This window comes from Actinoplanes sp. NPDC023936, from assembly GCF_040639325.1.
Classification (GTDB): domain Bacteria; phylum Actinomycetota; class Actinomycetes; order Mycobacteriales; family Micromonosporaceae; genus Actinoplanes.
In genome coordinates this window covers 215,154-241,332 of record NZ_JBEZZR010000008.1, presented here as the reverse complement: position 1 = coordinate 241,332, position 26,179 = coordinate 215,154, and the positions used below count along the sequence as shown (strand labels likewise).

18 protein-coding genes are annotated in these 26,179 nt (G+C 72.1%); 14 read left to right on the top strand and 4 right to left on the bottom strand.

Annotated elements, in window-relative coordinates; all coding sequences use genetic code 11:
• Positions 1-244: 244 nt before the first annotated feature.
• The 3 genes from AB0F72_RS14440 to AB0F72_RS14430 form a co-directional block, all read right to left on the bottom strand.
• Positions 245-466, bottom strand: coding sequence for a hypothetical protein (locus tag AB0F72_RS14440; RefSeq protein ID WP_360430337.1), 222 nt, complete (start codon positions 464-466; stop codon positions 245-247).
• A 161-nt stretch (positions 467-627) separates the two neighbouring features.
• On the bottom strand, positions 628-1,524 hold the full coding sequence (locus AB0F72_RS14435; protein ID WP_360430335.1) for a MerR family transcriptional regulator: 897 nt from the start codon (positions 1,522-1,524) through the stop codon (positions 628-630).
• Between the two features lie 61 nt (positions 1,525-1,585).
• Positions 1,586-4,777, bottom strand: a complete 3,192-nt coding sequence (locus tag AB0F72_RS14430; RefSeq protein ID WP_360430333.1) for a BTAD domain-containing putative transcriptional regulator — start codon at positions 4,775-4,777, stop codon at positions 1,586-1,588.
• A 130-nt stretch (positions 4,778-4,907) separates the two neighbouring features.
• On the opposite strand from AB0F72_RS14430, the gene AB0F72_RS14425 reads away from it, so the two are divergent.
• The 14 genes from AB0F72_RS14425 to AB0F72_RS14360 all read left to right on the top strand — a co-directional run bounded on the left by AB0F72_RS14425 (position 4,908) and on the right by AB0F72_RS14360 (position 22,617).
• Positions 4,908-5,786 (top strand): alpha/beta hydrolase, encoded by an 879-nt coding sequence (locus tag AB0F72_RS14425; protein WP_360430331.1) that lies wholly within the window; start codon positions 4,908-4,910, stop codon positions 5,784-5,786.
• 242 nt (positions 5,787-6,028) lie between these two features.
• Positions 6,029-6,535, top strand: a complete 507-nt coding sequence (locus AB0F72_RS14420) for a MarR family winged helix-turn-helix transcriptional regulator (RefSeq protein WP_360430329.1) — start codon at positions 6,029-6,031, stop codon at positions 6,533-6,535.
• Positions 6,536-6,763: 228 nt separating this feature from the next.
• Positions 6,764-7,834, top strand: coding sequence for an alkene reductase (locus AB0F72_RS14415; RefSeq protein WP_360430327.1), 1,071 nt, complete (start codon positions 6,764-6,766; stop codon positions 7,832-7,834).
• A gap of 89 nt (positions 7,835-7,923) precedes the next feature.
• Positions 7,924-8,391, top strand: coding sequence for a cupin domain-containing protein (locus AB0F72_RS14410; protein WP_360430324.1), 468 nt, complete (start codon positions 7,924-7,926; stop codon positions 8,389-8,391).
• A gap of 523 nt (positions 8,392-8,914) precedes the next feature.
• A complete protein-coding gene (locus tag AB0F72_RS14405; protein ID WP_360430322.1) occupies positions 8,915-10,816 on the top strand; it encodes a radical SAM protein in 1,902 nt (633 codons plus the stop codon).
• Complete coding sequence (locus AB0F72_RS14400; RefSeq protein WP_360430320.1) at positions 10,804-13,428, top strand: radical SAM protein; 2,625 nt, start codon at positions 10,804-10,806, stop codon at positions 13,426-13,428. Before AB0F72_RS14405 ends, AB0F72_RS14400 begins: the two co-directional genes overlap by 13 nt.
• A 6-nt stretch (positions 13,429-13,434) precedes the next feature.
• A complete protein-coding gene (locus tag AB0F72_RS14395) occupies positions 13,435-15,357 on the top strand; it encodes a hypothetical protein (RefSeq protein WP_360430318.1) in 1,923 nt (640 codons plus the stop codon).
• The gene (locus AB0F72_RS14390) at positions 15,354-17,054 is read left to right on the top strand and encodes a radical SAM protein (protein ID WP_360430316.1); all 1,701 of its coding nucleotides are present in this window, start codon (positions 15,354-15,356) and stop codon (positions 17,052-17,054) included. Before AB0F72_RS14395 ends, AB0F72_RS14390 begins: the two co-directional genes overlap by 4 nt.
• Positions 17,038-17,841 (top strand): creatininase family protein, encoded by an 804-nt coding sequence (locus AB0F72_RS14385; RefSeq protein ID WP_360430314.1) that lies wholly within the window; start codon positions 17,038-17,040, stop codon positions 17,839-17,841. The genes AB0F72_RS14390 and AB0F72_RS14385 overlap by 17 nt, the downstream gene beginning before the upstream one ends.
• Before the next feature lie 84 nt (positions 17,842-17,925).
• Positions 17,926-18,540: a dTMP kinase gene (gene tmk, locus AB0F72_RS14380; RefSeq protein WP_360430312.1), complete on the top strand. Its 615-nt coding sequence runs from the start codon at positions 17,926-17,928 to the stop codon at positions 18,538-18,540.
• A gap of 112 nt (positions 18,541-18,652) precedes the next feature.
• On the top strand, positions 18,653-19,687 hold the full coding sequence (locus AB0F72_RS14375) for an SIS domain-containing protein (RefSeq protein ID WP_360430353.1): 1,035 nt from the start codon (positions 18,653-18,655) through the stop codon (positions 19,685-19,687).
• 100 nt (positions 19,688-19,787) lie between these two features.
• On the top strand, positions 19,788-20,762 hold the full coding sequence (locus tag AB0F72_RS14370) for a hypothetical protein (protein WP_360430310.1): 975 nt from the start codon (positions 19,788-19,790) through the stop codon (positions 20,760-20,762).
• The gene (locus AB0F72_RS14365) at positions 20,759-21,667 is read left to right on the top strand and encodes an N-acetylmuramic acid 6-phosphate etherase (RefSeq protein ID WP_360430308.1); all 909 of its coding nucleotides are present in this window, start codon (positions 20,759-20,761) and stop codon (positions 21,665-21,667) included. The genes AB0F72_RS14370 and AB0F72_RS14365 overlap by 4 nt, the downstream gene beginning before the upstream one ends.
• Positions 21,664-22,617, top strand: coding sequence for a BadF/BadG/BcrA/BcrD ATPase family protein (locus tag AB0F72_RS14360; protein ID WP_360430306.1), 954 nt, complete (start codon positions 21,664-21,666; stop codon positions 22,615-22,617). The genes AB0F72_RS14365 and AB0F72_RS14360 overlap by 4 nt, the downstream gene beginning before the upstream one ends.
• Positions 22,618-22,656: 39 nt before the next feature.
• Here the strand turns inward: AB0F72_RS14360 and AB0F72_RS14355 are convergent, their stop codons facing one another.
• Positions 22,657-26,052: an SIS domain-containing protein gene (locus AB0F72_RS14355; protein WP_360430304.1), complete on the bottom strand. Its 3,396-nt coding sequence runs from the start codon at positions 26,050-26,052 to the stop codon at positions 22,657-22,659.
• Between the last annotated feature and the right edge of the window lie 127 nt (positions 26,053-26,179).

Here is a 26,179-nt window from a genome sequence, read left to right as displayed (position 1 = left end):
CGGATCATCATCCTTGAGGACCAGCTCGAAGACGCTCTGCGGCACCATCAGAACTATCAGCCCCGACGGCACGCGGACGCTGCCTGACCCCACCGCCCTACGGTCCTTCTCGTACGCGAGAGGGACCGTTTGTCGTACCCGCGCCTCCCGCATCCGCGCCATGCGCTGTCCTGTGTGGTCATCCCGATCGGTGGGCGGGCGGCGCTGAGCGTGGACCACTTCGCTCTGCGGCGCGATCGCCTCGTCACGACTGTGACTTCACCCTGATCGAGCGAGAGAGCGACGACGCCGCGACGACGATGATCGGCGCCACGACGAGGCCGATGCCGACACGTACGAAGGAATGCTCCAATGGGCCATCGCCGAACTGCTCGGTTCTGACAAGAAGGTGAAGTACCAGCTGCACCGCGAAGACGGCCAGCAGATAGGAGGCCCATGAGCGGATGCGGGTTTTCGTTTCCGACATGCCGTGAATCCTGGCAGCTGAAGGATCGCGCCGGATCTGGCCAGGGTCCGAGATCCGCCTATACCGCTGGATAGAGAATCGTGGCTCGCGGACCGAGGGTGAGTGGCCACCGACACGGCGATGCCGGATACGCGCGTACCGCGGTGCCGCTGTCCAGTTGCTCACCCATGCTGCCCGTGAAACCGCAACGCCGCCGCGAACCAGGCGAACAACGGCGCGGCGGGCGGCATCGCCGGCTGCCCGTTCAGAATCTGCAGCAACGTCCAGTACCGTTCGGCCTTCGCATGCGTGTAGGTGTCCACCTGGTCCGCCAGCTCCCGCCACCGGGACCGGGGGAGGTCCCCGACGATGGCGTCGACGATCTGTCGTGCCTGCGGCGACACCGGTTGCACTCCGTCGTCCATCGCCGCGCGTACCGGACGCAACACCGGCCCGTGGTCGATCCCGGACGCGGCGTCGGCCGGCGAGGTGGCGGGCGAGTCCAGCGTGATGCTCACGAACTCCGGATCGTTCACCAGCTCGGCCAGCTCCACCCACGCATCGACCTGCGCGGGCGTCGGATCACGGGGCAACTCGGCCGGAAGCCACGACCGCAGCTTCTCGGCGCGCTCGGGGGAGTGCGGATGCACCGACGCCGCGAGCTCATCGACGAACGCGTCGATGAGCCGCTGCCGATGAGCCGCCGAAACCGTCGCCAGCCGGTCGACCAGTCCCTGCGCCTGCTCGGCGTCCGCACTGCGCGCCAGCGCCAGGAGCAGGGAACGACGGACCTCCAGGAGCCGGATCTCGGCGTCCAGCGCCTGTGCGTGGACGCCGGCGATGTCCGCGATCGAGCTGCGCCCGCGCAGCACCTCTCCCACCGCTTCCAGACCGAACCCCAGGTCGCGCAGCGTACGGATCAACTCGAGCCGGGCCACCGCGGTGCCGTCGTAGAGGCGGTAGCCGCCGGCGGAGCGGCCACTCGGCACGACCAGGCCGCTGTCCGACCAGTACCGGATCGTGTGCACTGCCAGGCCGGTGCGCCGCGACACCTGCCCGATCGTCAGAAGATCACCCATGCCCATAACGATCAACCCTCATGCCGCTGGAGACTCAAGTCCGGCGCGGCCGTCGGCGGGCTCATCCCGCTTCGAGGGCGGCCTGGATGGCGTGCAGATGGGCGGCCACCGGCCCGAGGCTGAGGATGCCGGTGCCGGCCGCCACCTCACCGGCGGCCGGTGACAGCTCGGCGTGTACCCGTCGCAGGACCGTCCGGTCGCCGAGGACCAGGGCCGCCCGCGCGCTCAAGCACGCCCGGGCCTCGCGCAGCAGATCGTGCGGGGAGGCCGGCTGCGCCCGCAACGCCGCGGCTGCCTGCGCCCGCTGCCCGGTGGCCAGCAGCAGCAGCGGGCGGACCCACGGCTCGTGCGGACCCCATGGCATCTCCGCCAAGCCCTTCGCCTGCTGCTGCCACCCGGTGAAGTCCGGGCCGGGTTCGCCGAGGCGTAACGACAGCAGGGCCAGGGGCAGCAGGCCGTGTTCCATTCCGGCGATGCCGCTACCGCGCAGATGCTCATCGGCGCTGCGGTAGGCGGCTTCGGCCGGCGCGTACCGGCCACTGCCGGCCAGCCGCAACCCGCTGTACCAGCCGGTGAAGGCGGTGGCGAGCGGAAGGTCGTACCGGGCGGCGAGGGCGTCGACGGCGGTCGCTGCGGTGTCCGCGGCGGCGAAGTCACCGAGCGCGCTGTGCGCCTGCAGCAGGATCAGATGGCCCAGGACCTCGAAGGTCACCAGCTCGTGTGCGGCGGCGACGGCGGCCAGCTCGGCGCCGATGGCGGCGCGTTCGGCGGCCAGGCCACAGCGGTGGAAGGTGTGCATGAATCGGGCGTTGAGGGCGAACGCCAGCAGCGCCGGATCGCCCGCCGCACGGGCCAGCTCCTCGGCCTCACGTGCGCCGGCCGCACCGATGCCGCTTCGGGTGCCGCGGGACTCCAGCGCGATCAGGCTCAGCAGCCGGCTGCGTCGATGCCGGTCCGCGGCGGGCAGGGCGGGCAGGCACCGCTGGGCGGCGGCGACGACACGGGCGGACAGGTGTTCGTCGTCGTTGCTGGTCCAGACGGCGGGAACGTCGAAGGCGGCGAGCACGTCGGCGGTGAGGGCGGCATCGTCCAGTTCTTCCGCGGTCGCGATGGCGGCCGCGCGGTGACGGCGTGCCGTGTCGAGGTGCCCGGTGACCGCCAGGGCCCGGCACCATCCCATGACGGCGACGAGCCGGCCGGCGATGTCACCGTCGTCGGCGCGGTCGTGCGCGGCCACCGCCTGTTGCCAGAAGCGGGCGGCTTCGTGCGAGCTGGCGCGACGTTCCGCCTGCTCGGCTGCGGCGCGCGCGTACCGCGCGGCGCGCGCCGCCGTTTCCCGGGTGCCCGCCCGGTCGAAATGGTGCGCGAGCACGACGACGTCGTACGGATGCAGGCGCTCGATCGCCGCCCCGGCCGCAGCATGCCAGCGGGCCCGGCGCAGCGCGGACAGGTCCTCGTAGAGGGTGTCGCGGACCAGGATGTGGGTGAAACGCAGCTGACCGGCGGACTCGGTCAGGAAACCGGCGGCGACCGCGCTGTCGACGGCGTCGAGCAGGGTCTCCTCGTCGCCGCCGAGCGCGGCGAGCACACCGGGGTCGACGTCGCGGCCGAGAACCGAGGCTTCGCGCAGCACCCGCTGCGCTGAATCGGGTAGCTGGGCGAGCCGGTGCCGGATCACGTGGCGTACCCCGACCGGCACCGCGTCCAGGGCCGCCGGTCCCTCGGCGCGCAGCACCCGGGCCAGTTCCCGGACGAAGAACGGGTTACCGCCGCTGCGCCGATGCAGGATACGTGCGGTCGCATCGTCGAAATCCTCGCCGGTGAGCGCACGAGCCAGCTCCCGGGTCGCGGACTCGGGCAGGCCGCCCAGGTACAGCCGGACCGGTTCGGTGCGGGCGAAGGCGGCCAGCGCCGCGGTGAGCAACGGTGTGACGGCGGTGGCCCGGTACGTCGCCAGCACGAGGACCGGCCCGTGCACCGCCTCTGGGACCGTCAACAGGGCGCTGATCAGGCCGAGGGTGTCCTCGTCCATGTGATGCAGATCGTCGAGGACCAGCAGCACCGGCGTCCGGGCCGCCGCGTCCTCCACCAGCGAGACCACCGCACGATGCAGATGGAAACGGGCCACCGCCGGTTCGGGCGCGGGTGTGCCGGTGACCAGATCCGGTGCGCCGAGGGCTGCGCAGATCTGGGTGACCGGCCACGCGACGGGGGCGCCGGCGTGCTCGGGGCCGTGACCCCAGGCCGCCACCCACCCCATCGACCGCAGGTGCTCGGCCACGGCTTCGGCCAGGGCGGACTTGCCGGAACCCGCGTCGCCGGAGATCAGAGCCAGACCGGGGCGGGCCTGCCGCACGACCTGATCGGCCAGCACGGTGAGCCGGGTCAGCTCGTTCTCCCGGCCGACGAACGGTCTGCGCCCGGCCGCCGAGATCCGCTCGGCCGCAGGCGGGACAGCGGGCGCGATCAGATGCGGTGCCTGCGCGAGAATGTCGGCTTCCAGCTGTCGCAACCGGACGCCGGGATCGACGCCGAGCTCGGTGACGAGTGTGTCGCGGGCTCGCCGGAGGGCGCTGAGCGCTTCACCCTGCCGGCCGGAGCGGTACAGGGCGGTGGCCAGCAGCCCCCAGCCGTCCTCGCGGAGCGGCGCGGCCACGACGTGAGCCTGCAGATCGGTCACGGCCTCCTCGGCGCGACCGAGATGCAGCAGCGCCTCGGCGCGGCGCTCGACGGCCAGCAGGCGCAGATCGTCGAGACGGTCGATCTCGCCGCGAGCCCAGGAGTCACCGGTCCACTCCGGATACGCCGGTCCTCGCCACATCGCGAGCGCGTCGTCCAGCACGCCGAGCACCCGCGCGGCCTGACCGCCGGCCAGCAGCTCCCTGGAGTGGGTGACGGCGTCTTCGAAGCGCCAGGCGTCGACGCTGTCGCGGGCAGCGCGTAGCACGTACCCCGGTGGTGTGGTCATCAGCAGCGAGGGCGGCTGCCGTGGTGGGCGGTCGGGTTCCAGCGCCCGGCGCAGGTCGGCGATGAACGTCCGCACGGCACTCATCGCCCCGTCCGGCGGGTCGTCCCAGAGATCGGTGATGAGCTGATCGATGGGTACGACGTGGCCGCGGGCGATCAGCAGCCGGGCGAGCACGGCACGCTGCCGGGCGCCGCGCAGCGCTATGTCGCCGTGCCCGCCGGCTGCCGTGATGGGACCCAGCACGCCGAAGGTCACGGCGTCCGCCGCCGGTGTCCGGGTGCTCATGATCTCCATCTAAGCAGGTGGCCGACGGTGCTCCGTCGGCACTGATCCGCTACTGACCGGCTGCTGACCGCGGCGACGCAGGATCTTCTCGCACCGCCAGAAGGGCGGGGCGTCAAGGAAAGGTCCCATCATGACTACCAAGATCAGTGGCTTCGAGTACCGGCGCGTCGAGGTCGCCGACGGTGTCGCCCTCAACGCCGCCGTCGGCGGTTCCGGCAGCCCGATCGTGCTGCTGCACGGCTTTCCGCAGACGCACCTGATGTGGCGCCACGTCGCGGCCGACCTCGCCGCCGACCACACGGTGATCGTTCCCGACCTGCGCGGGTACGGCGACAGCGACAAGCCGGCCGATCCCGACGGCACCGCGTACTCCAAGCGGACCATGGCGGCGGACATCGTCGCGCTGGCCAAGGCCCTGGGGCATGACCGGTTCGCCCTGGCCGGGCACGACCGGGGCGCGCACGTGGCGATCCGGGCCGGGCTCGACCACCAGGGTGTGGTCACGCACCTGGCGTCGCTGGACGTGCTGCCCACGCTCGACTCCTGGGAGATCCTGCGGGGTCGCAGCGCGGCGGTCGGCTTCCACCTGTTCCTGATGGCGCTGCCGCCGGGCCTGCCGGAGCAGATGATCGGCAACAGCGCCGACGCGTTCTTCGGCTACTTCCTCGACACCTGGACCAACAACCCGGACGCCATTCCGGCCGACGTGCGGGCGGAGTACCTGCGGGCGTCGCGCGATGCGGTGCCGTCGATCGTCGCCGACTACCGCGCCACCGGCGGCATCGACATCGAGCACGACGAGATCGACCGGGCCGCCGGGAACCAGCTGCGGATGCCGGTGACCGTGATCCAGCAGGACTGGGGTTCGGCGCTGGGTTTCGACGCGGCCGCGCTGTGGAGGCCCTGGGTCGCCGATCTGCACCACCGCACCGTCACCAGCGGCCACTTCATGGCCGAGGAGGCACCCGCCGAGATCGTCAAGTCACTGCGTGAGTTGCTGACGCGCTGACCTGCTCGTCCAGGGTCGGGACTTTTCTCGCCGCGCACCGGTCGCTCGAACCGGCCGGCATTTAGATGGCCAGCCACGTGTGTGCTGTCCATCATAGAAGCTTGGCCAGCCACCGATTCCGTGGCAGGTTTAGGTGGTCGGCCACATTCCGGCGGGTCGACCACCTCCCACTCGGCGGCACGGATACCTTCTCAGGCGGTGATAACCATGGCCACCCCGACTCTCGACCCGCAGGAGACATCGTGACCGCATCGCATGCTGCACCGGACGATGCGGACACCGCCGTGGACGGCAGCGACGATCTCACGGTCCGCACCGGGCCACTGAGCTTCGCCATCTTCGCCCTCGCCCGGGCGCACCGAGGTTTCGCCGGCGCCCTGCTCCGCGACCTCGGTCTGCACCCCGGCCAGGAGCTGCTGCTGATGCAGCTGATGGAACGCGACGGGCAGACGCAGTCAGAACTTCTTGCCAGCGCCGGCCTCGACCACTCCACCGTCTCCAAGGCGGTGAGCCGTATGCAGGACGCCGGCCTGCTGCGCCGGGAGGCCGCTGCCCACGACCGCCGCGTCCAGCAGGTCTTCCTGACCGACCGGGGGCGGGCGATGCGCGAGCCGCTGGAAGCGATGTGGGCGCGCCTGGAGCAGGTGTCCACCCAATTCCTCGAGCCGGAACAGATCGGCGCCTTCGTCACGCTGGCGCGGACCATCGAGCAGTCCCTGCGCAACGACGGCAACGACACCACCCGCTGAGACAGCCGAACGCAGCCGGATGCCGTGACATCCGGGGATGCGTCGTGCCCCGGCTTCGACCACCGCCGGCGTGCCCGCGTTCCTCAACCCCGTCGCCGACCTTCTGGCCTCCGCCGCCACGGCCGCCCGAGGCTGAGCAGCCGCGGCATGACGCCCGGCCGCCGACCAACCCATCAACAGCCCCAAGAACGTGGCTAGCCACGTTCGTAGCGTAGTGGAGACCCCTCTGTGAACAACCTCTGGAACCCGATCGAGCTGGGCGCCATTCCGCTCGCGCATCGTCTCGCGATGGCGCCGATGACCCGCGATCGCTCGACGCCGGAAGGCGTGCCGACCGCGATGAACGCCGAGTACTACGCCCAGCGCGCCTCGATGGCACTGATCATCACCGAAGGCACCCAGCCCTCCCGCGACGGCCAGGGCTACCTGCTCACCCCCGGCATCCACACCGACGAGCACATCCAAGGCTGGCGTCAGGTCACCGACGCCGTGCACGCCGCCGGCGGGCGCATCGTCATCCAGCTGATGCACGTCGGCCGCATCTCGCACCCCGACAACACCCCACACGGACGGCAGCCCGTCGCGCCGTCGGCGGTACAGGCCAACTGCGCCATGTTCACCGCCGCCGGCATGCAGCCGGTGCCCGAACCGCGTGAGCTGTCGACGGCGGAGGTCGCCGAGACGGTCGACGAATTCCGTCGCGCGGCGGCCGCGGCGATCGCCGCCGGCGCCGACGGCGTGGAGATCCACGGAGCCAACGGCTACCTGCTGCACCAGTTCCTGTCCAGCAACGCCAACCAGCGAACCGATCAGTACGGCGGTTCCGTCGAGAACCGGATCCGCTTCGCGATCGAGGTCGCCACCGCTGTCGCCCAGGAGATCGGCGCCGACCGGACCGGCTTCCGCATCTCGCCCGGAAACCCGTTCAACGACGTCGTCGAGCACGACGTGGCCGCGATCTACGGCGCCCTGGTGGCGGCCCTGGCTCCGCTCGGACTCGCCTACCTGCACGTGGCCCACGGCGGCAACGACGAGCTGCTCAAGCAGATCCGCAGCGACTGGCCCGGTCCGCTGCTGCTCAACCGGGCCGGCGCCGACCTCGAAACCCGCGTCGAGGATCTGAACAACGGCCTCGCCGACGTGATCACCGTCGGCGCCATGGCGCTGGCCAACCCGGATCTCGTGGCCCGCATCAAAGCCGGCGCGCCCCTCAACGAGCCGCACCGCCCCACCTTCTACGGCGGCGACGAACGCGGCTACACCGATTACCCGACGCTCTCCGGCGCCGGTCAGGACTGACCGCTCCCTGAACAACGTGACGGCGCCGGCCGCCACCTCGGCCGGCGCCGGCCGCCGGGCCATCCGCGCCACGAGCATTGGAGAACGTCATGACCATCCCGTACCTGGCACAACGCGGCCAGCAGCAGAAACTCGAATGGCTCGATGGCGGGACCTACAGCGTCCTGCTCGACAGCGACGCCACCGACGGGCAGCTCAGTGTCGGCCGTTTCGACGTCGCCAAAGACGAAGCGCCGCCGTTTCACCTGCACACCCGCGAGGACGAGGTCTTCCTGCTGATCGAGGGCAGCGCGCTGGTGTGGGTCGGCGACGAGCGCCACGAACTCGAGGAGGGCGGCATCGTCTACCTGCCGCGCAACATCCCGCACGGCTACCGGATCACGTCCGAGCGGGCAGACCTGCTCGTCATCGCCACTCCCGGCGGCCTGGAGAAGATGTTCCGCCACGCCGGCCGCGACCTCACCACCCCGCGGCCGGACGGCTTCGAGATCAGCCGCCAGCTGCTCGCCGAGGCCGCGGAGATCGGCGGCAACGTGGTCGTCGGGCCACCCCGCTGAACCGCCGCGGAGCGGGCCGGTGTGCTGGCCCTCGGCCACTTCTGGGACGAGGTGGCTCATGACCTCGATGGAGTCGACCTCATTCGTTGGCCGGACCGGGTCGGGCCAGCGTCGGCGAATGGAAAGATTGCTGACTGATATTGAGATCTACAATAGACCTGCGCCGTAGTGGCCGCTGGCGGGTTTTCTCGTTTCCATGCGCTTTGCCTGGCTTTACCCTGAGCCTTTTTCGATCTCGTCATGCCGCCCTTCCCTGCCATGATCTCGTTGTCCGGCCGGACCCCGGACCGCGTCGCCGACCGGATCCGCGGCCGCCGTCAGCAGCGCAGATCCCGATCTTGTCGAGGTCGGGTCAATGGCGGCAGGTGGAACCTTCCCCTTCGATCGAGGGCCGCTGTGGTCGTTGACACCGTAGTTGATTAATGCGTACCCTCAGCACTGGTTGCCATTGATGAACATGATCCTTTAATGGCGCCGGCGAGAGCGCGAGACACCATACCGGGCAGCGATTCCGCGTCGGTCCATGTTGGATGCCGGCCGCTCGGCGCGCTTCTCCGAAGATCATGTCCGGAGATCAGTCCGTCGAGCATCGGGGGGCTCTATGACCGCGTCCGCCACCGATACCTTCAAGGCCGTTCTGGTGGTTCCGCCCCTCATTCATGCGGGAGTGGCATTCACCTCGGTCGCAGGTCCTGAGCACATCGGGGTCGCCTATCTCGCCGCCTCTCTGCGCCGGGCCGGATTCGAAGCAAAGATCATGAATTTCGATCTGGAGACCTACCTTCGCGTGATGCGACAGGAAGGTTTCCTGGAAATTCAGCCCGACCCGGAGGACATGGCCCGGCAGATTCTCGCCGAGGACGCCGACTTCTGCGGGATCACGGTCACCGGGCCCACCCTGGAGACCTCGCTCAGGCTCGCCGCCATCCTCAAGGAGCGCCGGCCCGACCTGCACATCTGCTTCGGCGGGCACCAGGCGACGGCGGCGGCCGAGCCGTTGCTGAACGAGGAGCCGTACATCGACTCGGTCGGTGTCGGCGACTGCGACTTCACGCTGCCGGCCTTCCTGCAGCGGATGCGCGACGGGGAGAGCCTGGAGGACTGCGACGGCTTCTTCGTGCGGCGGGCCGACGGCACGCTCAGCGGCGGGTGGCGGATCGGCGCGCGCAAGGGTGACCTGCTGCGCCTCACCACCCCCGGGATGCCGGTCATCGAGCCGCCGCCGACCGTGACCGACCGGTACGCGCTGTGGGACCTGCCCGACCCGGCCCGGGACGACCTGGTCAAGATTCGCGCGGAGACCGGTGCGAACGAGGCCCGGCTGAGTACCAGCCGTGGCTGCATGGACTTCTGCACGTTCTGCGCCACCTCCGACCGGGCCGGCTTCCGGCGGCACACCCTGCGGCCGCCGGACGACGTCGTACGGGAGATCGAGGATCTGCACGAACGGTTCGGCATCAACCACTTCTGGCTGGTCGACGACAACTTCGTGAGCCGCTCGCCGCAGTCGCAGGAGCGGGCCACCGACATCTGCCGGGCGCTGCTGGAGAGCCGGCTGCGGATCACCATGCGGGCGTACTTCCGGGCCGACGCGTTCGACGGGCGCAACGACCTCATCCCGCTGATGTTCCGCGCGGGCGTGACCATGGGCCTGATCGGTGTCGAGTCCGCGACGCCGCGCCGGTTGAAGTACTTCGGCAAGGCGTGCACCACCGACCAGGTGCGCACGACGATCAGCGCGATCCGCAGCGTCGGGATGGGCTTGCAGATCGGCTACATCTTCTTCGATCCGCTGACCTCGTTCCCGGACATGCGCCAGGACACCGATTTCCTGCTGGAGATCAGTGAGGCGTACAACCTGTTCAACTTCGTGCAGAGCATGGACGTCTATCCGGGTACGCCGTACCGGCGCATGATCCAGAAGAAGGGGCTGGGTCACTTCGAGCACCCGTACCGGGGTGGTTTCCGCCTCTACGACTACGAGGACCCGCGCATCGCGCCGCTGGCGGCCGCCATGGACACGCTCTACACCGCGCCGCTGATGGCGATCGACCGGTCCCTGATGCGGCTGCGCGCCTTCAACCTGCCCCGCCTGCTCTGGCTCCACCAGGGCGGCTACCTCAGCGACGCCGACTCCGCGGCCTACCGGGCGATCAACGAGGAGGCCGAGGAGCTGTTCGACCTGATGGCGATGGTGCACCACAAGACCATCCACGCGGCGATCGACAACGCCGAGAACGCCTTCGACATGGACGCGGTGGCCGGGTACTTCGACGCGATGCGCGTCGAGCGCCGCCCGTACCTGCAGCGGCTGGAGAAGCTGGCGAAGACGGCCGACCGGATGGCGAGCACCAACCACGCCCGGATCAACGGGGCGCCGCCGTCGGGCGCGATGGAACGGGAGGACATCGCGTGGCAAATCTGATCATCCTCAACGAGTTCATCCCCGACCCGGCGCAGACCGCCGACTCCCGGGTCGGGCACGTGGTGCTCCGCGACGGGCCACGGTTCACGCTGGTCCTGCCGCGCACCGAATCGCTGCGCTCCAGCGCGGTGTCGATGGCCGGGGCGGAGCACCTCGGACTCGGCTCGATCGCGGCGTACCTGCGCGCCGAGGGCTTCCCGGCGACGCAGCTGAACTACCAGCTGTCCACATTCTTCAACGCCTGGGACGGGCTGGACGACCCGCGCGACAGCTACTCGGCCGAGGCCATCGCCAAGGAGATCCTGGACACCCGCCCGGACGTGGTGGGCCTCTGCGTCACCTCCATGACGCTCATGCTCAGCCTGCGCATCTGCGAGATCATCCGAGCCGAGCGCCCGCACTGTGTGCTCGGGCTCGGCGGCCCGCACGCGATCCTGTGCCACAAGGAGCTGATGGCGAAGTTCCCGGTCCTGGACTTCATCGGCATGAAGGACGGCGAGCGCGCCATGGTGCTGCTCGGCCACGCCCTGGAACGCGGCGTGTTCCCCTGCGCGATCCCGGAGGCGGTGACCCGCACGCCCACCGCCGACCGCGGCATCATGGACATGTACCGGGCGATGCCCAAGGGCGTGCACGACCTTCCGGTGCCGGCCCGCGACGATCTGATGTGGATGGTTCTGCGCGCCCCGATCACCGAGTGCCGCATCACGACCAGCCGCGGGTGCAACTACGACTGCACCTTCTGCATCGACGCGATGCGCTACGACCGGATGTGGTACGCGCGGACGGCCGGGCAGACCGTCGACGAGATGGAGATGCTGAACCGCCGGCTGGGCATCACGCACTTCTGGATGTCGGACGACAACTTCGTCACCGGCGCCCCGTCGTCGCAGCGCCGGGCCCGCGAGATCGCCGACGAGCTGATCGCCCGCGAACTCGACGTGACCTACCGGGTGCGGTACCGCTCGGACACCTTCCTGCGGGACGAGTCCCTGCTGCCGCGGCTGGCGGAGAGCGGCCTGGTCTCGGCGTTCGTCGGGCTGGAGGCGGGCAGCGAGGCGCAGCTCGACCGGTTCAAGAAGCGCACCACTGTCGAGCAGCACAAGCAGATCGTCGCCGAGATGCGCGGGCTCGGGATCGCGCTGCAGTGCGGGTTCATCATGTACGAGCCGTACTGCAGCTTCGCCGACCTGGAGGCGTCCGCGACGTTCCTGCACGAGATCCAGGAGATGTACCTGGAGAGCAACTTCACGCACGCGCTGGACGTGTTCCCGGGCACCGAGATCGCCGACGAGATGGAGCGCGACGGCCTGCTGCACGAGGGTTTCGACGCCACCTCGCCCTACGACGCGTACGACTTCGCCGACCGCGACCTGGGCCGGCTCGCGAAGCTCATCGAGGAGTCGCACGACAACGAGACGGTCACCCGGGACAAGTGGCTCTACCGCTACCGGACCAACCTGCTGCCCCGGCTCTACCGCAAGCTGAGCGGCCACGCCCGCCTCGACGACTGGCGGCGCCGCGAGGAGGCGGTCATCCGCGACCTCAACGACGCGAACATGGCCTTCTTCACGGGCGCCATCGACGAGGCACGGCAGGGCCGGTGCGGCGAGCGCTTCTTCGAGCTGCGCGACACCGCGTGGACCGCCCAGCGGGTCGGCGCCGCGCAACTGGACGACCTGCACCGGGAGGTGGCCGCGGCGGCCGCCGACCGGACGGGCCGCCGCCGCACGACCGCTCCGCCGGCCGCGGCGTCGCCGGCCGGCCAGATGAGCCGGCAGGTCCGGCAGGCGCTGGCCGCGCTGCCGGCCGACGACTACGCGGTGCACGAGCTCAGCGGCGGCATGCTCAACACCGTCGTGCTGCTGGAGGGCACCAAGGCCGCGTACGTGGTGCGGGTCCGCAAGGAGCAGGACCGCGACGCCACCACCGAATATCTCCGGCTGCTCTACGAGCGGGCGCACATGTCGGAGCTGGGCGGGCGGTTCCGGCTGCGCACGCTGGACGACGAGGCGCGCTTCGTCGAGCGGCTGCGGCAGGCCGGGGTCCGGACGCCCGCCATCGCCGCCCGGGGCGCCGACTGGCTGGCGCTGGAGTACGTTCCGGGCCGCCCGCTGGCCGAGGAGCTGCGCGACGGCGGCAACCCGGCCACCGTGCTGCGCATGCTGCACCAGCTCAAGAGCGCGCACCGCGCGGGCATCGTCCTCGGCGACCGGTGGGGCTACAACGAGATCGTTGACCCGGCCGGGCACCTGCACTTCATCGACTTCGACGTGGAGTGGATCGCCGACGAGGACCCCGCACCGCTGTACGCGATGGAGATGGGCGTCGCGCTGTTCGGGGTGATGGTGAACGCGGCCCGGCACGACCAGCTGCTGGAGACCCTGCGCGAGTACGGCGTCCCGCTGCTGCACGAGTGGGGCTACTCGCTGCCGGCTATCGCCGACGTGGTGCGCGGCTACCGGTCGTTCTACCTGGACCCGGAGAAGCCGACCCTGACGGTGTCGCTGGACGCGTCGGAGTACCGGAGCCTCGAGGAGCCGCTGAACCGGCTCGTCGACCTGCTGAGCACCGAGTCCCCGCGGACCACGGCGGTCGGCTATGTGGATTGAGGCGGTGTGCTGAGCTCGCCGCCCGTGCTGCGCCGGTTCGGCTCCACCGGGCTGACCTTCCCCGAGATCGGGCTGGCCGGTGATCCCGCCGACGCCGGCCGGCGGATCGCCGCGTACGACCGGGGCGTGCGGTTCTTCCGGGATGTGCGGCCGGCGCGCTGGACCGGGCCGGAGCTGCCCGACGCGTTCACCGCCGCCCCGGCCGCGGCCGGCGCGCTCACCGGCCCGGCCCTGCCCGAGCCGCCCGACCTGGTGCTGCTGGACGTCGCCGCGGCCGGCGTCGCCGCGCTGACGCCGCTCACCGAGCTGCGGCACCGGCACCGGCTGCGCGCGGTCGGCGCCACCGTGCGCACGGCCGCCGAGGTGCGGGCGGCGCTGGAGGTGCCCGGCCTGGACGCCGTCGAGCTCGCCTTCAGCGTGGTGCGCCAGGAGGTCCTGCTGGAGTGCCTGGGCCGGCTGCGCCGGTGGGGCGGCGCGGTGATCGTGCGGCACCCGCTGGCGGACGGCCTGCTGGCCGGTCCCGGCTCGCCCGCGGCCGGTGACGCCCGGGCCGCTTCCGGTGACGGCCGGGCCGCTGCCGCCCGCGAGCTCCACCGCCGGTGGTCCGCCGCGGGCCGTACCGGCGCCGCGACCGCACTGACCTTCGCCCTGCTGCCCGACGTCGTCTCGGTGGCGGTGCTGGACGCCGGCGACCCGGCCGGCCTGGCGGGCGCGCGACCCGGGCCCCGCGTGCCGACCGAGGCGGAGCTGCGCGAGGCCGACGCGGTGGTGCGCGCGCACGGCCTGGTGTCCGGGCTCGCCACCGACCTGCGGCCGCGGTTGCTGATGTCGGTCACCTTCCGTCCCCGCCCGGACCCCGGCGCGGCCGCGGTGCTCGCCCGCCCGTTGCGGATGGGCCCGCTGCGCCTGGCCAACCGCATCGTCCGGTCCGGCACCACGGAACGCGCGGTGGACGGCGACGGCCTGCCGACCGCGGACATGCGGCGCATCCACGAGGAGCTGGCCGCCGGCGGCGCCGGCCTGGTGGTCACCGGTTACCTCGCCGTCGACGAGGCGGTGCGCGCCAGCCGGAGCCACGGCGTGCTGCGGCCCGGTCCGGCCGTGCCGGCCTGGGCGGCGGTCGTCGCGGCGGTCCGCCGGGCCGGCCCGGCGCCGCTCTGCGCCCAGCTCGGGCACGGCGGCGCGCTCGCCCTCGGCGAGCACGATGAGGCCGCCGTGGTACGCCTGTTCCGGGACGCGGCCCGGGCCGCCGCCGAGGCGGGTTTCGACGCCGTGCAGCTGCACGCCGCCCACGGCTACCTGCTCAATCAGCTGGTGGCCGGTGCGCCGCCGCTGCGGCTCGGTACCGCCGGGCACCGCGGTCTGGAGTTGACGCTGCGCATCGTCGACGAGGTGTGCGCCGCCGTGCAGCCCGGCCTGGCCGTCCTGGTCAAGGCCAACGTCTCGGACTTCGTCCCCGGCGGTTACGACCTGGCCGACGCCGACCGGCTCGCCGACGCGCTGGCCGCCACCCGGGTGTCCGCGGTGGAGTGGAGCGCGTGGACGCCCGCGGCGCGGTCCTGGCTGACGCCGTCGCGCCGGGGGGAGCCGGACGTCCGGTCCGAGGGCTTCTTCGTGCCGTTCGCGGGCCGGGTCAAGGCGCGGCATCCCGCTCTGGTGGTGGGCTCGTGCGGCGGGTTCCGGACGGCGGCGGGCATGGCCTCCGCGCTGACCCAGGGCGGGACGGACTTCGTCGCGCTCTCCCGTCCGCTGATCGCCGAGCCCGACCTGCCGGCGAAGATCCTCGCCGGCGTGGGCGGGGGCGCCTGCGACGGCTGCAACGAGTGTCTCGGTAAGGCGGTCCGGCCGGTGCACTGCCCGCGGTTCGGGCGGCCGGCGCGGGCGGTGATGGACAAAGGGTCCGCAAGCTATGGGGAGGAAGCACGATGACAAAGGTGACGCTCGTCCTGCCGTCGAGTGATGAGAAGCGTTCCTCCGCGGTCTCGCAGGCCGGCGCCGAACACCTCGGTATCGGGTACATCGCCGCCTACCTGCGCGAGCGTGGCGTACCGGTGGAGATCCTGAACTTCCAGGTCGACAGCTACATCTCCTACTGGGAGCTGGCCGAGAAAGCGCCGATCAAGGACGCCGACGCCTGCGCGCGGCAGATCCTGGCCACCGAACCCGACATGGTCGGCATGTCGATCACCGGCATCACGATCCGCGAGGCGCTGGACATCTCCTACCGGCTCAAGGAGCTGCGCCCCGATCTGTTCATCGTGTGGGGCGGCCACCAGGCCTTCTACAGCGCCCGCGACCTGCTGCGCCGGGAGTCGTGCGTGGACGTGGTGGTGGCCAGCGACGGTGAGATCACCATGGGCCGGCTGGTGGACGCGCTGAACGACGGCACTGATTTGAAGACCATCCCCGGGCTCTACCTGCGCAACGAGAAGGGCCTGATGCACTACACCGGGGCGCCGCCCGAACCGGCCCTGGACGACCTGCCGGAACCCGCCCGCGACACGCTGGAGGAGATGATCCGGCGGGGCATGAACGTCACCGACGCGCGGATCTCCACCAGCCGGGGCTGCCCGTTCAAGTGCACGTTCTGCGTCGACCCCTCGCTGGGCTACCGGATCAAGTGGCGGGCCCGCAGCGCCGAGCTGGTCGTCGCCGAGATGAAGAGCCTGGTCGAGAAGTACGGCATCAACTTCTTCTGGTTCAGCGAGGACAACTTCATCCCGCCGTCGAAGCGGGGCCGCAAACGCGCCGACGAGATCGCCGACCTGCTGATCGAGTCGGGCATCAAGGTGGGCTTCCGGGCGCTGCTGCGCGCCGACGCGATCAACGGCGAGACCGAGCTGATCGCCAAACTGATGCGCAGCGGCCTGAGCTGTGTCTACATCGGCGTCGAGTCCGGCTCGCCGCGGCGGCTGGAGTACTTCAAGAAGCACGAGACGCCGGAGGAGTACTACAAGGTCCTGCGGCAGCTCCGGGAGGCCCGGGTCGGACTGCAGATCGGCTTCATCATGTTCGACCCGTTCACCTCGTGGCAGGATCTGAAGATCGACGGGCACTTCCTGCACTCGGTCGGGCAGATGTACCTGTACTCCAACTACTGCCAGACGCTGGACGTCTTCCCCGGCACCGAGATCTCCATGCAGCTGATCCAGAAGGGCATGCTCGCCGCCGACTTCAGCTACGACTCGCCGTACGACGTGTACGACTGGGAGATCCCCGAGATCGGGCACCTCGGCAAGGCGTTCATGCGCGGCTACACCGCCGACCTGATCGACGTCGACAAGTTCTTCCAGCGCTTCGCGGTGGTCGACGTGCCGGCGTTCTGGCGGCGGGCACAGAACGGCGACCTCGACGAGGCGATGGCGCACCGGATCCAGGCCATCACCGACGAGCACATCGGCCGGCTGAACGACATCGGGCTGCAGTTCTTCGAGTCGGCGCTGGACATCGCGATGACCAGCTGGAACGAGGAGGCGTTCGACCGCCGGCGGCGCGAGCACCTGGAGCGGTCACTGGCGATCCGCGAGGCCCTGGTCAAGGACCTGGCGACCCTGCCCGCCGGCGTCGTCGAGCGGATCACCTGCCTGACCGGTACGGCGGTGAGCACCGTTGCCGAGCCCTGCTGACCGGCCGGCCGTACCGGCCGGGCTGCTGACCACGACCGAGGTGAGCGAGGCGTTCCGCGACCGCGACCCGACGGCGGTGCTGGTCACCGGGTCGTGCGAGCAGCACGGCGCGCACCTGCCCCTGGACACCGACCTCTACCTGGCCGAACGGGTCGCGGCGGCGGCGTGCGCGTCCACCGGCGACCTGGTGCTGCCGGCGCTGCCGTTCGGCTACAACGAGAAGGAGCTGGGGTTTCCCGGCACGGTCTCCGTGCCGGCCCCGGTCTACCTGGACCTGCTGGTCGGCCTGGGCCGGTCGCTGCGCCGGTCCGGATGGGGCCGGCTGGTGATCGTCAACGGTCACGGCTGGAACAACGACCTGGTCCGCGCCGCCACGCACGTGCTGAACGAGGATCCGCAGTTCCGGACGGCGTGCTGCTCCTACTGGAGCCTGTGCCTGCCGGAGGTGCGGGAGCTGCGCGAGTCGCCAACACCCGGCGGCATGGCGCACGGGTGCGAGTTCGAGACCTCGCTGATGCTGCACCTGCGCCCGGAGAGCGTGCGCACGGAACTGATCGCCGACGAGATCAGTTACCGGCGGCTGCCCGGGCTGCACCACGACCTGCTGGAGAAGTCGCCGATGTTCATGCCCGAGGTGTTCGGCGAGCTGTCCGCCACCGGCATCATCGGGTCGCCGTCGCTGGCCACGGCGGAGAAGGGCCGGGTGTGGTTCGAGGCCGCCGCGGAGCGGCTCTCGTCGTTCCTGCTGGGCTTCCGCGACGCCTTCCCGCGCAAGGAGGTGGCCTGACGCACGGACGCCCGGCGGCCTTGCCATCGATGAGTATGCTCGTCGGCCTGGTGCCACAACGGTCGTCGAAACGGGGGAAATCGCATGGTGCCGCAGCTCGTCTCCCTCGCGGGCATCGACGGAAGCGGTAAGAGCACACAGGTCGCGGCGGTGGCCGCGGCGCTGACGGCGCGCGGTGTCGACGTGGTGACGACCAAGACGCATCTGTCGGCCACGTACAGCATCTTCGACCTGGCCGAAGAGATGTTCGGCGATCCGCACTCCTACCATCCGGAGATCCCGGCGACGCTGCGCGAGTTCGTCATCGCCAGCGACGTCGTGCAGCATTCGCGGCGGTGGATCGAGCCACGGCTCGAGGCCGGGCAGACCGTCGTCTGGGACCGCGGGCTGCTCTGCTACGAGGCCTACGCCCGGGCGTACGGCGCCGAACTGCAATGGGTGCTGCGGATGCTGCGGCTGGTCCGCCCGCCGGACATCACGATCCTGCTCGACGTGGATCCCCACCTGGCCTGGAAGCGCATCTCGGCGCGCCGGCACAAGCCGGTGCAGACCAGCGAGGGCGTGGAGTTCCTGCGCTTGTTCCGCGCGGAATACCTGCGCCTGGCGCAGCAGCGCCCGAACATTGTCACCATCAACGCCGAACGCCCGGCCGAGGAGGTCACGGCGGCCATCCTCGCGCACCTGAAGCCCGCTGAGTGAGCAGCTTCTGCTTCTTTGATTGCGAAAGTGCCGCGTTTCGCGCAACAATGAGCACATGGTCTCCAGTAGCGCGCACGCTTCGAACATCAAGACTGGCTCGGCTGGCGCCGGCATGGCCACCGACATCAGTGAGCAGCCCGCCGCGTACGGGCGTCTCGTCGCGCCCGCCGCGGCCGCCCGCATCGCCGAGGTGGCCGCGGTCGTCGCCGCGCGCCGGCCGCGGTACGTGATGCTGACCGCGCGGGGCACCTCCGACCACGCCGCGCTCTACGGGGGCTACCTGAGCGAGATCCGGCTGGGGCTGCCGGCCGGCCTCGGCTCGCCCAGCACCGTCACCTTGTTCGGCGCGCGGGCCGACTACTCGCAGGCGCTGGTCATCGGCGTCTCGCAGAGCGGTGAGTCGCCGGACCTGTGCGAGCTGGTCCAGGCGGCGCGGGCGTCCGGCGCCACCACCGTGGCGATCACCAATGAGCCCGACTCGCCGCTGGCCACCATCGCCGAGCTGGTCATCCACCTCGACGCCGGCCACGAGCGGGCGCTGCCCGCCACCAAGACCTACACCACCGAGCTGCTGGCGCTGCTGATGCTCATCGAGGGCGTCCGCGCCGGTGACGGCCGGCTCCCGGCCGAGGAGGCGGCGTTCCTCGCCACACTGCCCGAGCTGGCCGCCGAGGTCCTCGCCGGCGACGAGCCCGAGCGGGTCGCCTCCCGCCTGCGCTTCGTCGACAACCTCGTCGTCACCGGTCGCGCCTACGGCTATCCGACCGCCCGCGAGGCCGCCCACAAGATCATGGAGACCTCGTACGTGCCGACCCTGGCCTACTCCGGGGCCGACCTGCTGCACGGTCCGCTGGCCGTCACCGCCCCCCGGGTCCCGGTGCTCGCGGTCGTGGGCGCGGGCCCCGGCGGCGCCGCCATGCGCGAGGTGGTCGCCAAGCTCAGCACCCGCGACACCGAGGTCACCGTGGTCTCGCCGACCGAGGTGGCGGGCACGCACGGCCGGTTCCCGGTGCCCGCGGTGGACGAGCGGTACAGCCCGCTGCTCGACATCCTGCCGCTGCAGCGGCTGACCCTCGCCCTCGCGGTGAACCGGGGCAACGACCCGGACGCCCCGCTCGGCATCACCAAGGTGACGCCCACCCGGTGAGCCACCGCATACGGCCGCCGGTCACCGCACCCCTTGTCTGGCACCGGGGCATCCGGAAAGATGCTCGTCGATAGAGCTGTTGTGGTGGGGGTGGCGAACGGTGCGGTACGAGCAGGTGCCCCTCCCCGCCGCCGAAGGGGGAGTGGCGCCGGCCGGCATCGCCGCGGCGGTCACGCGGTGGAGCACCTCCACGCCGCTGCGCGACCTGGTCGAGTCCTTCGGCGGCCGGATTCCCCGGGCCTCCGGTACGGGCGCGGTGCTGGCATATCTCGACGACTTCTCGGCTCAGCACTGGGACTACCGCCGGGGCCGGGAACGGATCGACGCCGACGAACCGGTGCTGGCCGCCGACCTGGTCCGGCGGGTCACGGCGGCGACCGCGGCGCTCGGGCTGTGCGACCGCCGCCCGCCCCGCCGGCGCCGCTACACCCACCTGCTCATGCTGGGTGCTGTCGCGCCGGCGTGCCTGCAACGGGTGCACTACGCCGGCCACCTCATCTCGGCCGGGACGACCGCCGCGGGCGTCGTCACCGGGCTGGGGAGTTATCGGCGCCTCCACGAGGCCGAACGCGCGGCACTCGCTCCGCTGGGTCTGCACGGCTGCGCGTACGAGGTGGACGTGCTGACCGCCGCCGTGCGCGACGCCTTCGCGCTGGGTGAACCGGACAAGGTCGTCGAGGAGCTGCACACCGGGCCGGATCTGAACCGGTCGTGGTCGAGCCGCTGGTGGCACGGCCCCGGGCCGGAGGTGCGGGTGCTGGCGTCGGCGTCCAGCGCGCCCGGCGCCCGGCGCGCCTCCACACTGGACACGCTGCGGCACTGGGCGCGCGAGGTGGCGCTCACGCTGTACGACCGGGTGCTCATCGTCACCTCCGGCATCTACGTGCCCTACCAGCACTGCGACGCCGTCCGCATCCTCGCCCTGTCGTCGGGCTGCGCGGTGGAGACCGTCGGCCTCGACCCCGCCGCCGTCCCGCGGACGCTGCCCGCTGTCGCCTACACACCCGGCAACCACCTGCAGGAGCTGCGGTCCACCATCTGCTCCATGCGCCGCCTGTACGAGGCCGTCACATGACCGGGCCCGGCGAGCTGCCGCCCACCGAGCGGCGGCATCCGCGCACGGCCGACCTCGACCGCCTGCCCACCGACGAACTGGTCCGGGCCATCCACGCCGAGGACGCCACCGTGCCGGGCGCTGTCGCCGCCGCCCTGCCGCGGATCGCCGCCGCTGTCGACCTCGCGGTGGCGGCGCTGGACGCGGGCGGCCGGGTGCACTACGTCGGCGCCGGGACGTCCGGCCGGCTCGCCGTCCTCGACGCGGCCGAGCTGCCGCCCACCTACGGTGACGACGGACGCCGGGTGGTGGCGCACCTGGCCGGCGGCCCGGCGGCGCTGCTGCACGCCGACCCGGCGGCCGAGGACGACGCGGACGCCGGGGCCGGGCGGATGGCACGGGTGGTGCGCCCCGGCGACGTCGTGATCGGCGTGACCGCCAGCGGGCGCACCCCGTTCGTCGGCGGCGCGTTGCTCGCCGCCCGGGCGGCGAACGGGCGGACCGTGCTGATCTCGAGCAACCCGCAGGCGCCGCTGGCGGCTCGCGCCGACGTGCACATCGCGGTGGACACCGGTCCGGAGGTGGTCACCGGCTCCACCCGGATGAAGGCCGCCACGGCCGCCAAGATCGTGCTGCACACCTTCTCCACCGCTGTCATGGTGCGGCGCGGACACACGTACGCGAATCTGATGATCGACGGCGCCGGCCGCAACGACAAGCTCGACCGCCGGCGGGTGGGCGTGGTCGCCGAGGTGACCGGGGCCAGCCCGGAGATGTGCGCCGACACCCTGCGCCGGGCCGGGTGGAACGTCCGTGTCGCGGTCGTCGCCCTCCTCGCCGAGGCCGGCGTGGACGCGGCCTCGGCCGCCCTGCAGCGCTGCGGGGGGACGGTGGGGGACGCGGTCGCCGTGCTGCGGCGCCCGTGACGACGGCCGCGGGCCGGCCGGAGGCGCTGGTCGCCGGCGTGGACAGCGGCGGCAGCGGCACCCGCTGCGTGATCGCCACGATCGGCGGCCGGGTGGTGGGCCGCGGCGAGAGCGGCGGCGCGAACCCGTGGTCGGCCGGCCGGCCGCAGGCCGCGCTCGCCGACGCCCTGCACACCGCGCTGGCCGGCGTCGATCCCCGGCGCGTGGTCGCCGCCGTGGCCGGGATGGCGGGCGCCGGCCCGGCCGGACGACCGGCCGCCCTGGACGCGCTGCGCGGGGCCTGGCGCCTCGCCGGGCTCACCTGCGCGGTGGAGCTCCGCACCGACCTGGAGCTGGCCTTCGCGTCGGCGACCGCGGAGCCCGCCGGCCTGGTCCTGGTCGCCGGCACCGGCGCCGCCGCGGCGGCCGTGCGCCGGCACCGCCTGGCCCGGCGCTGCGACGGTCACGGGTGGATCGTCGGGGACGACGGGTCCGGGGTGTGGCTGGGACGCGCAGCCGTACGGGCCGTCCTCGCCCGGCTCGACGGGCGCGCGCCGGCGACGGAGCTCACCGCCACCGTGCCCGCCGCGCTGGGCATCGCCGCCGGGGCGGAGGACGCGCGTCAGGCGCTGGTCGCGCGGGTGCACCGCGCGCCGCCGGCGGTCCTGGCGAGCCTGGCGCCGGTGGTGAGCGCCACCGCCGCCCGCGGCGACGCCACCGCGGCCGCCATCGCCGCGGACGCCGCCGCGCTGCTGCTGCACGCGCTGGCGACGGTGGCCGCGGACGGTCCCGCGGCCACCGTCGTGCTCGGCGGCTCGGTGCTGCTCGGACCCGGCCCGGTCGGCGCAGCCGTCATGCGCGGCGTCCGCGACCGCCACGGCGTCGACCCGCTGCCGGCGGACGACCCCGCGCTCGGCGCGGCCCGGCTCGCCGCCGCCCGCGCGGCCGGGCTGCCGGACGTCCGGCACTGACCGGCCGCGTCGGCTCGGTGGGGCGGCGGGCCGGGACCGTCAGGCGGGGACCGTCAGGTGCCGGACCACCTCGTCGATCGGGCCCATGAGGACCGTTTCGACAGGTACGCGGGCCAGGTCGTCGACGGTGAACGCGGTGTCGGTCTCGGTGACCGCGGCCCGGATCTCCGCCAGCCGGTTGCCGGTCAGCTCCAGCACGCCGGCGACGTGCGCCGGCTCGGCCCGCTCGGCCAGGGTCACGTGCACCAGCGTGAGCGCGTGCACCCGGCCGCCGGTCTGCTCGGGGATCATCAGCACCAGCCGGCCGTCGCGGGTGCCCCGGACGAGCCGCACCATCCGCGAGGCGACCGCGAGCTGCTTGGAGCCGCTCAGCGCGGCGCCGCCGTCGGCGCGGCTGGTGAGGTCGCGCACGATGCCGGTCTTGCGGGTGACCCGCAGCGTCGCCTGGCTCGGTGGTCCGCTCAGCTGGTAGCGGATGGTGCCGTCGACCCGCTCCACCACCCGGCTGAACGCGCGCGCCGCCAGCAGCACCGGGTAGCTCAGCAGCGACGGGTCGCCGCCGGCCTCGGTGACGGCCCCGGCGATGGTGTTGTCGAGCAGGTCGGAGTCGCCGCGGGAGGTGCCCACGGTCACCGTCTTGGCCTGGTGCTTGACCGAGTCGATCGACCGGGTCAGCTCGTCCACGGCGCCGGTGAGCTGGGTGCGTACGAAATCGGCGGCGTCGCCGACCGCGACCGGCAGTTCCGGCAGCACGGCGGCGGCGCCGTGCCGCACCAGCGTCGCGGCCTGGTGCACGCGGAGCATGATGTCGCTGGGCAGGACCCCGCGCAGGCGGCCCTGCGCCGCGCCGGCGAGGAACTCGTGCACCCGGCCGGACGCGGCGTCCAGCTCGTCCAGGGCGGTGCGGCCGGCGTCCACCGACGCCTCCAGCTCGGCCAGCGCCTCCCGCAGCGGGTCGGCGGTGCCGTCGATCGCCCGGGCGGCGTGGTAGGCGAACAGGTGCCCGGCCGCCGTGCTGAGGATCCAGGCGAACGCGGGGTGCGCCGCCGGGACCGGGACCACCCAGTCGGTCGCCCAGGGCAGGTCGATGCCCTCGTCCACGATGACCACCGGCTGGTTGCGGTGCGCGGCGAAGATGTCCACCTCCTTCGTGAGGTCGCGCAGCTGGCCCGGAGGCGTGCCGGCCGCGCAGACCAGCACGAACGCCTCGGCGGACAGGTCGACGTGCTTCTTGTCCTCGACGGCGTCGGTGGAGACGGTCTTGTAGCACAGCTCGGAGAGCTTGATGCGGGTCTCGTCGGCGGCGACCCGGTTCGGCCCCGAGCCGACCACGGCCCAGTGCGGGTAGCGGATCGCCACCTGGGCGATCTCGGCCATCCGCGGGCCCACGCCGGCCAGCGTCCGCAACTGCTGCGGCATCTCCTGCAGCGCGTGCAGCATCAGGTCTTCCAGCTCGGGGGCAAGCGTGCCGCACAGCTTGGCGATCTGCAGAGTGAGCAGCGCGCCGGTGGCCGCCTGCGAGTAGAACGCCTTGGTCGAGGCGACCGCCATCTCGACGTCGCGCCCGTCGGAGGTGTAGAGGACGCCGTCGGCCTTGTGGCTCAGGTCGCTGTCCCGGCGGTTCACGATCGCCAGCACGGCGGCGCCGCGGGTGCGGGCCATGTCGATGGCCCGGTTGGTGTCGGTGGTGGAGCCGGACTGGCTGACCGCGACGATGCAGGTCGACGACATGTCGGCGCGCAGCTTCCAGGCGGACAGCTCGGTGGCCGGCATCGCGCTCACCATGACGGCCGGGTGCAGCAGCTCCTCGGCCAGCTTCGCGATGCCCTCGCAAGCGACCGCGGCCGTGCCCTGCCCGACGAAGAGGAGCTCGCTGAACTCGCCGGCCGCGAAACGCGTGCGGATGGAAACGGGCAGCGACGACTCGCCGAGCGCGACGGAGAGCCGCTGGCCGTCGTCGGAGATCCGGCCCCGCAGGCTCTTGCGGAACGAGGACGGCGCCTCCTTGATCTCCTTCTCCAGGTAGTGGTCGAAGGCGCCGCGGGCGATGTCGCGGGTGGTGATCTCGGCGGTGGAGACCTCGGCGCCCTCGACCGGCCGGGGACGGCCGAGCACCGTCTCGCGGGTCAGGCCGGCGAGCGTGCCGGCGCCGCGCCGGTCGAGCACGATGACCGTGCCGGCCTCGCCGCCGTCGGTGTGGGTGCCGTCCATCCGCAGGTAGCGGTCGGTCCACCCGACCAGGCCGTACACCTCGCTGGCGACCAGGAAGCAGCCCTGCGCGAAGCCGACGTACAGCCCCTGGCCGCTGCCCTTGACGGCGAGCAGCAGGCGCCCGGCGGCGGCGTCGGACTGCGCGGCGATGGCGACCGAGCCGTGGTACTGCCGGACGGAGGCGGCCAGCGCCTGGTCGGCCGGGCGGCCCGCGCCGGTCTGCCGGGCGAGCATCACCGGGATCAGCTTGGCGTCGGTGCTGATGCCGGTCGAGGAGGCGGGCAGGCCGAGGTGCTCGCGCAGCGCGACGTGGTTGTCGATGTCGCCGTTGAGCGCGGCGATCGCGAAGCCGGTGCCGTCGCCGGCCGGGGCGGCGCTGTCCAGCGGGTGCGCGTTGGCCTCGCTGATCCGGCCCACGCTGGCCCAGCGGGTGTGCGCGACCACCGTCACGCGGGCGCTGGGCAGACCGAGCACGGTGTGCAGCTCGTCGTCGCCGGTGATCGCCGCGCGCAGGTGGGCGACGTTGTCGCCGAGCCGGCCGATGATCGAGGCGCGCTTGTAGACCAGCGACACGCCGCCGGGGAACTGCGCCGTGGCGCAGTGGCGGAAGTCGTCGTCGGCGCGGGCGCTCAGCGTGGCCGGCACCCGCGCCAGGTCGGCGTCGTCGAGCTCGACCCACAGCTGGACACCGGCCGAGTCGCGGCCGCGGACCTCGAGCCGGTCGATTGCGTCCAGGACCGCGTCGACGGCCAGGTAGCTGCGCGCCTCCCGGAGGGTGATGTCGTGCTGCCCGGCCAGGGCGGCGATCCGCCGGGCGGCGCTGATCCGGTCCTGCTCGATCGACCACAGCAGGTCGCGGGCGGCGACGGCCCGCTGCTGCGCCTGCTCCAGCAGGTCGGCGTCCCAGGCGGCGGCCGGGTCGTCGAGGACCCGCTCGGCCGCGGTGAGCCAGCGGTCGAGCGCCGAGGTCCGCGCCAGGATGTCGTCGCACAGCGCGGCGGAGCAGGCCAGCCGGTGCACCGCGGTGGGCAGCGTGAGGAGTTCGTGGGCGGCGGTCAGGTCCTTGACCAGGCCGTCGAAGGCGGCGTGCAGCTCAATCGAGCCGGGCTGGTCGGTGGTGGGTTCGGGCTGCGGCGCCGCCGGCAGCACGTCGCGCAGCTGGGCATCGGTGACCGGTGGCAGGTCACAGTCGTAGTCCGGCAGTGCCGCGGCGATCCCGCACATGCACGAGCTCCTCAGATCGATGGTTTCGCACCGGACGGCTCCGGCCCGTCGAGAGCCACGACCATAGCGCACCGCGCAAACAGTGTGCTCAAAATGACCTCTTTCGAGCATCGGTCGTGTGCGTTAC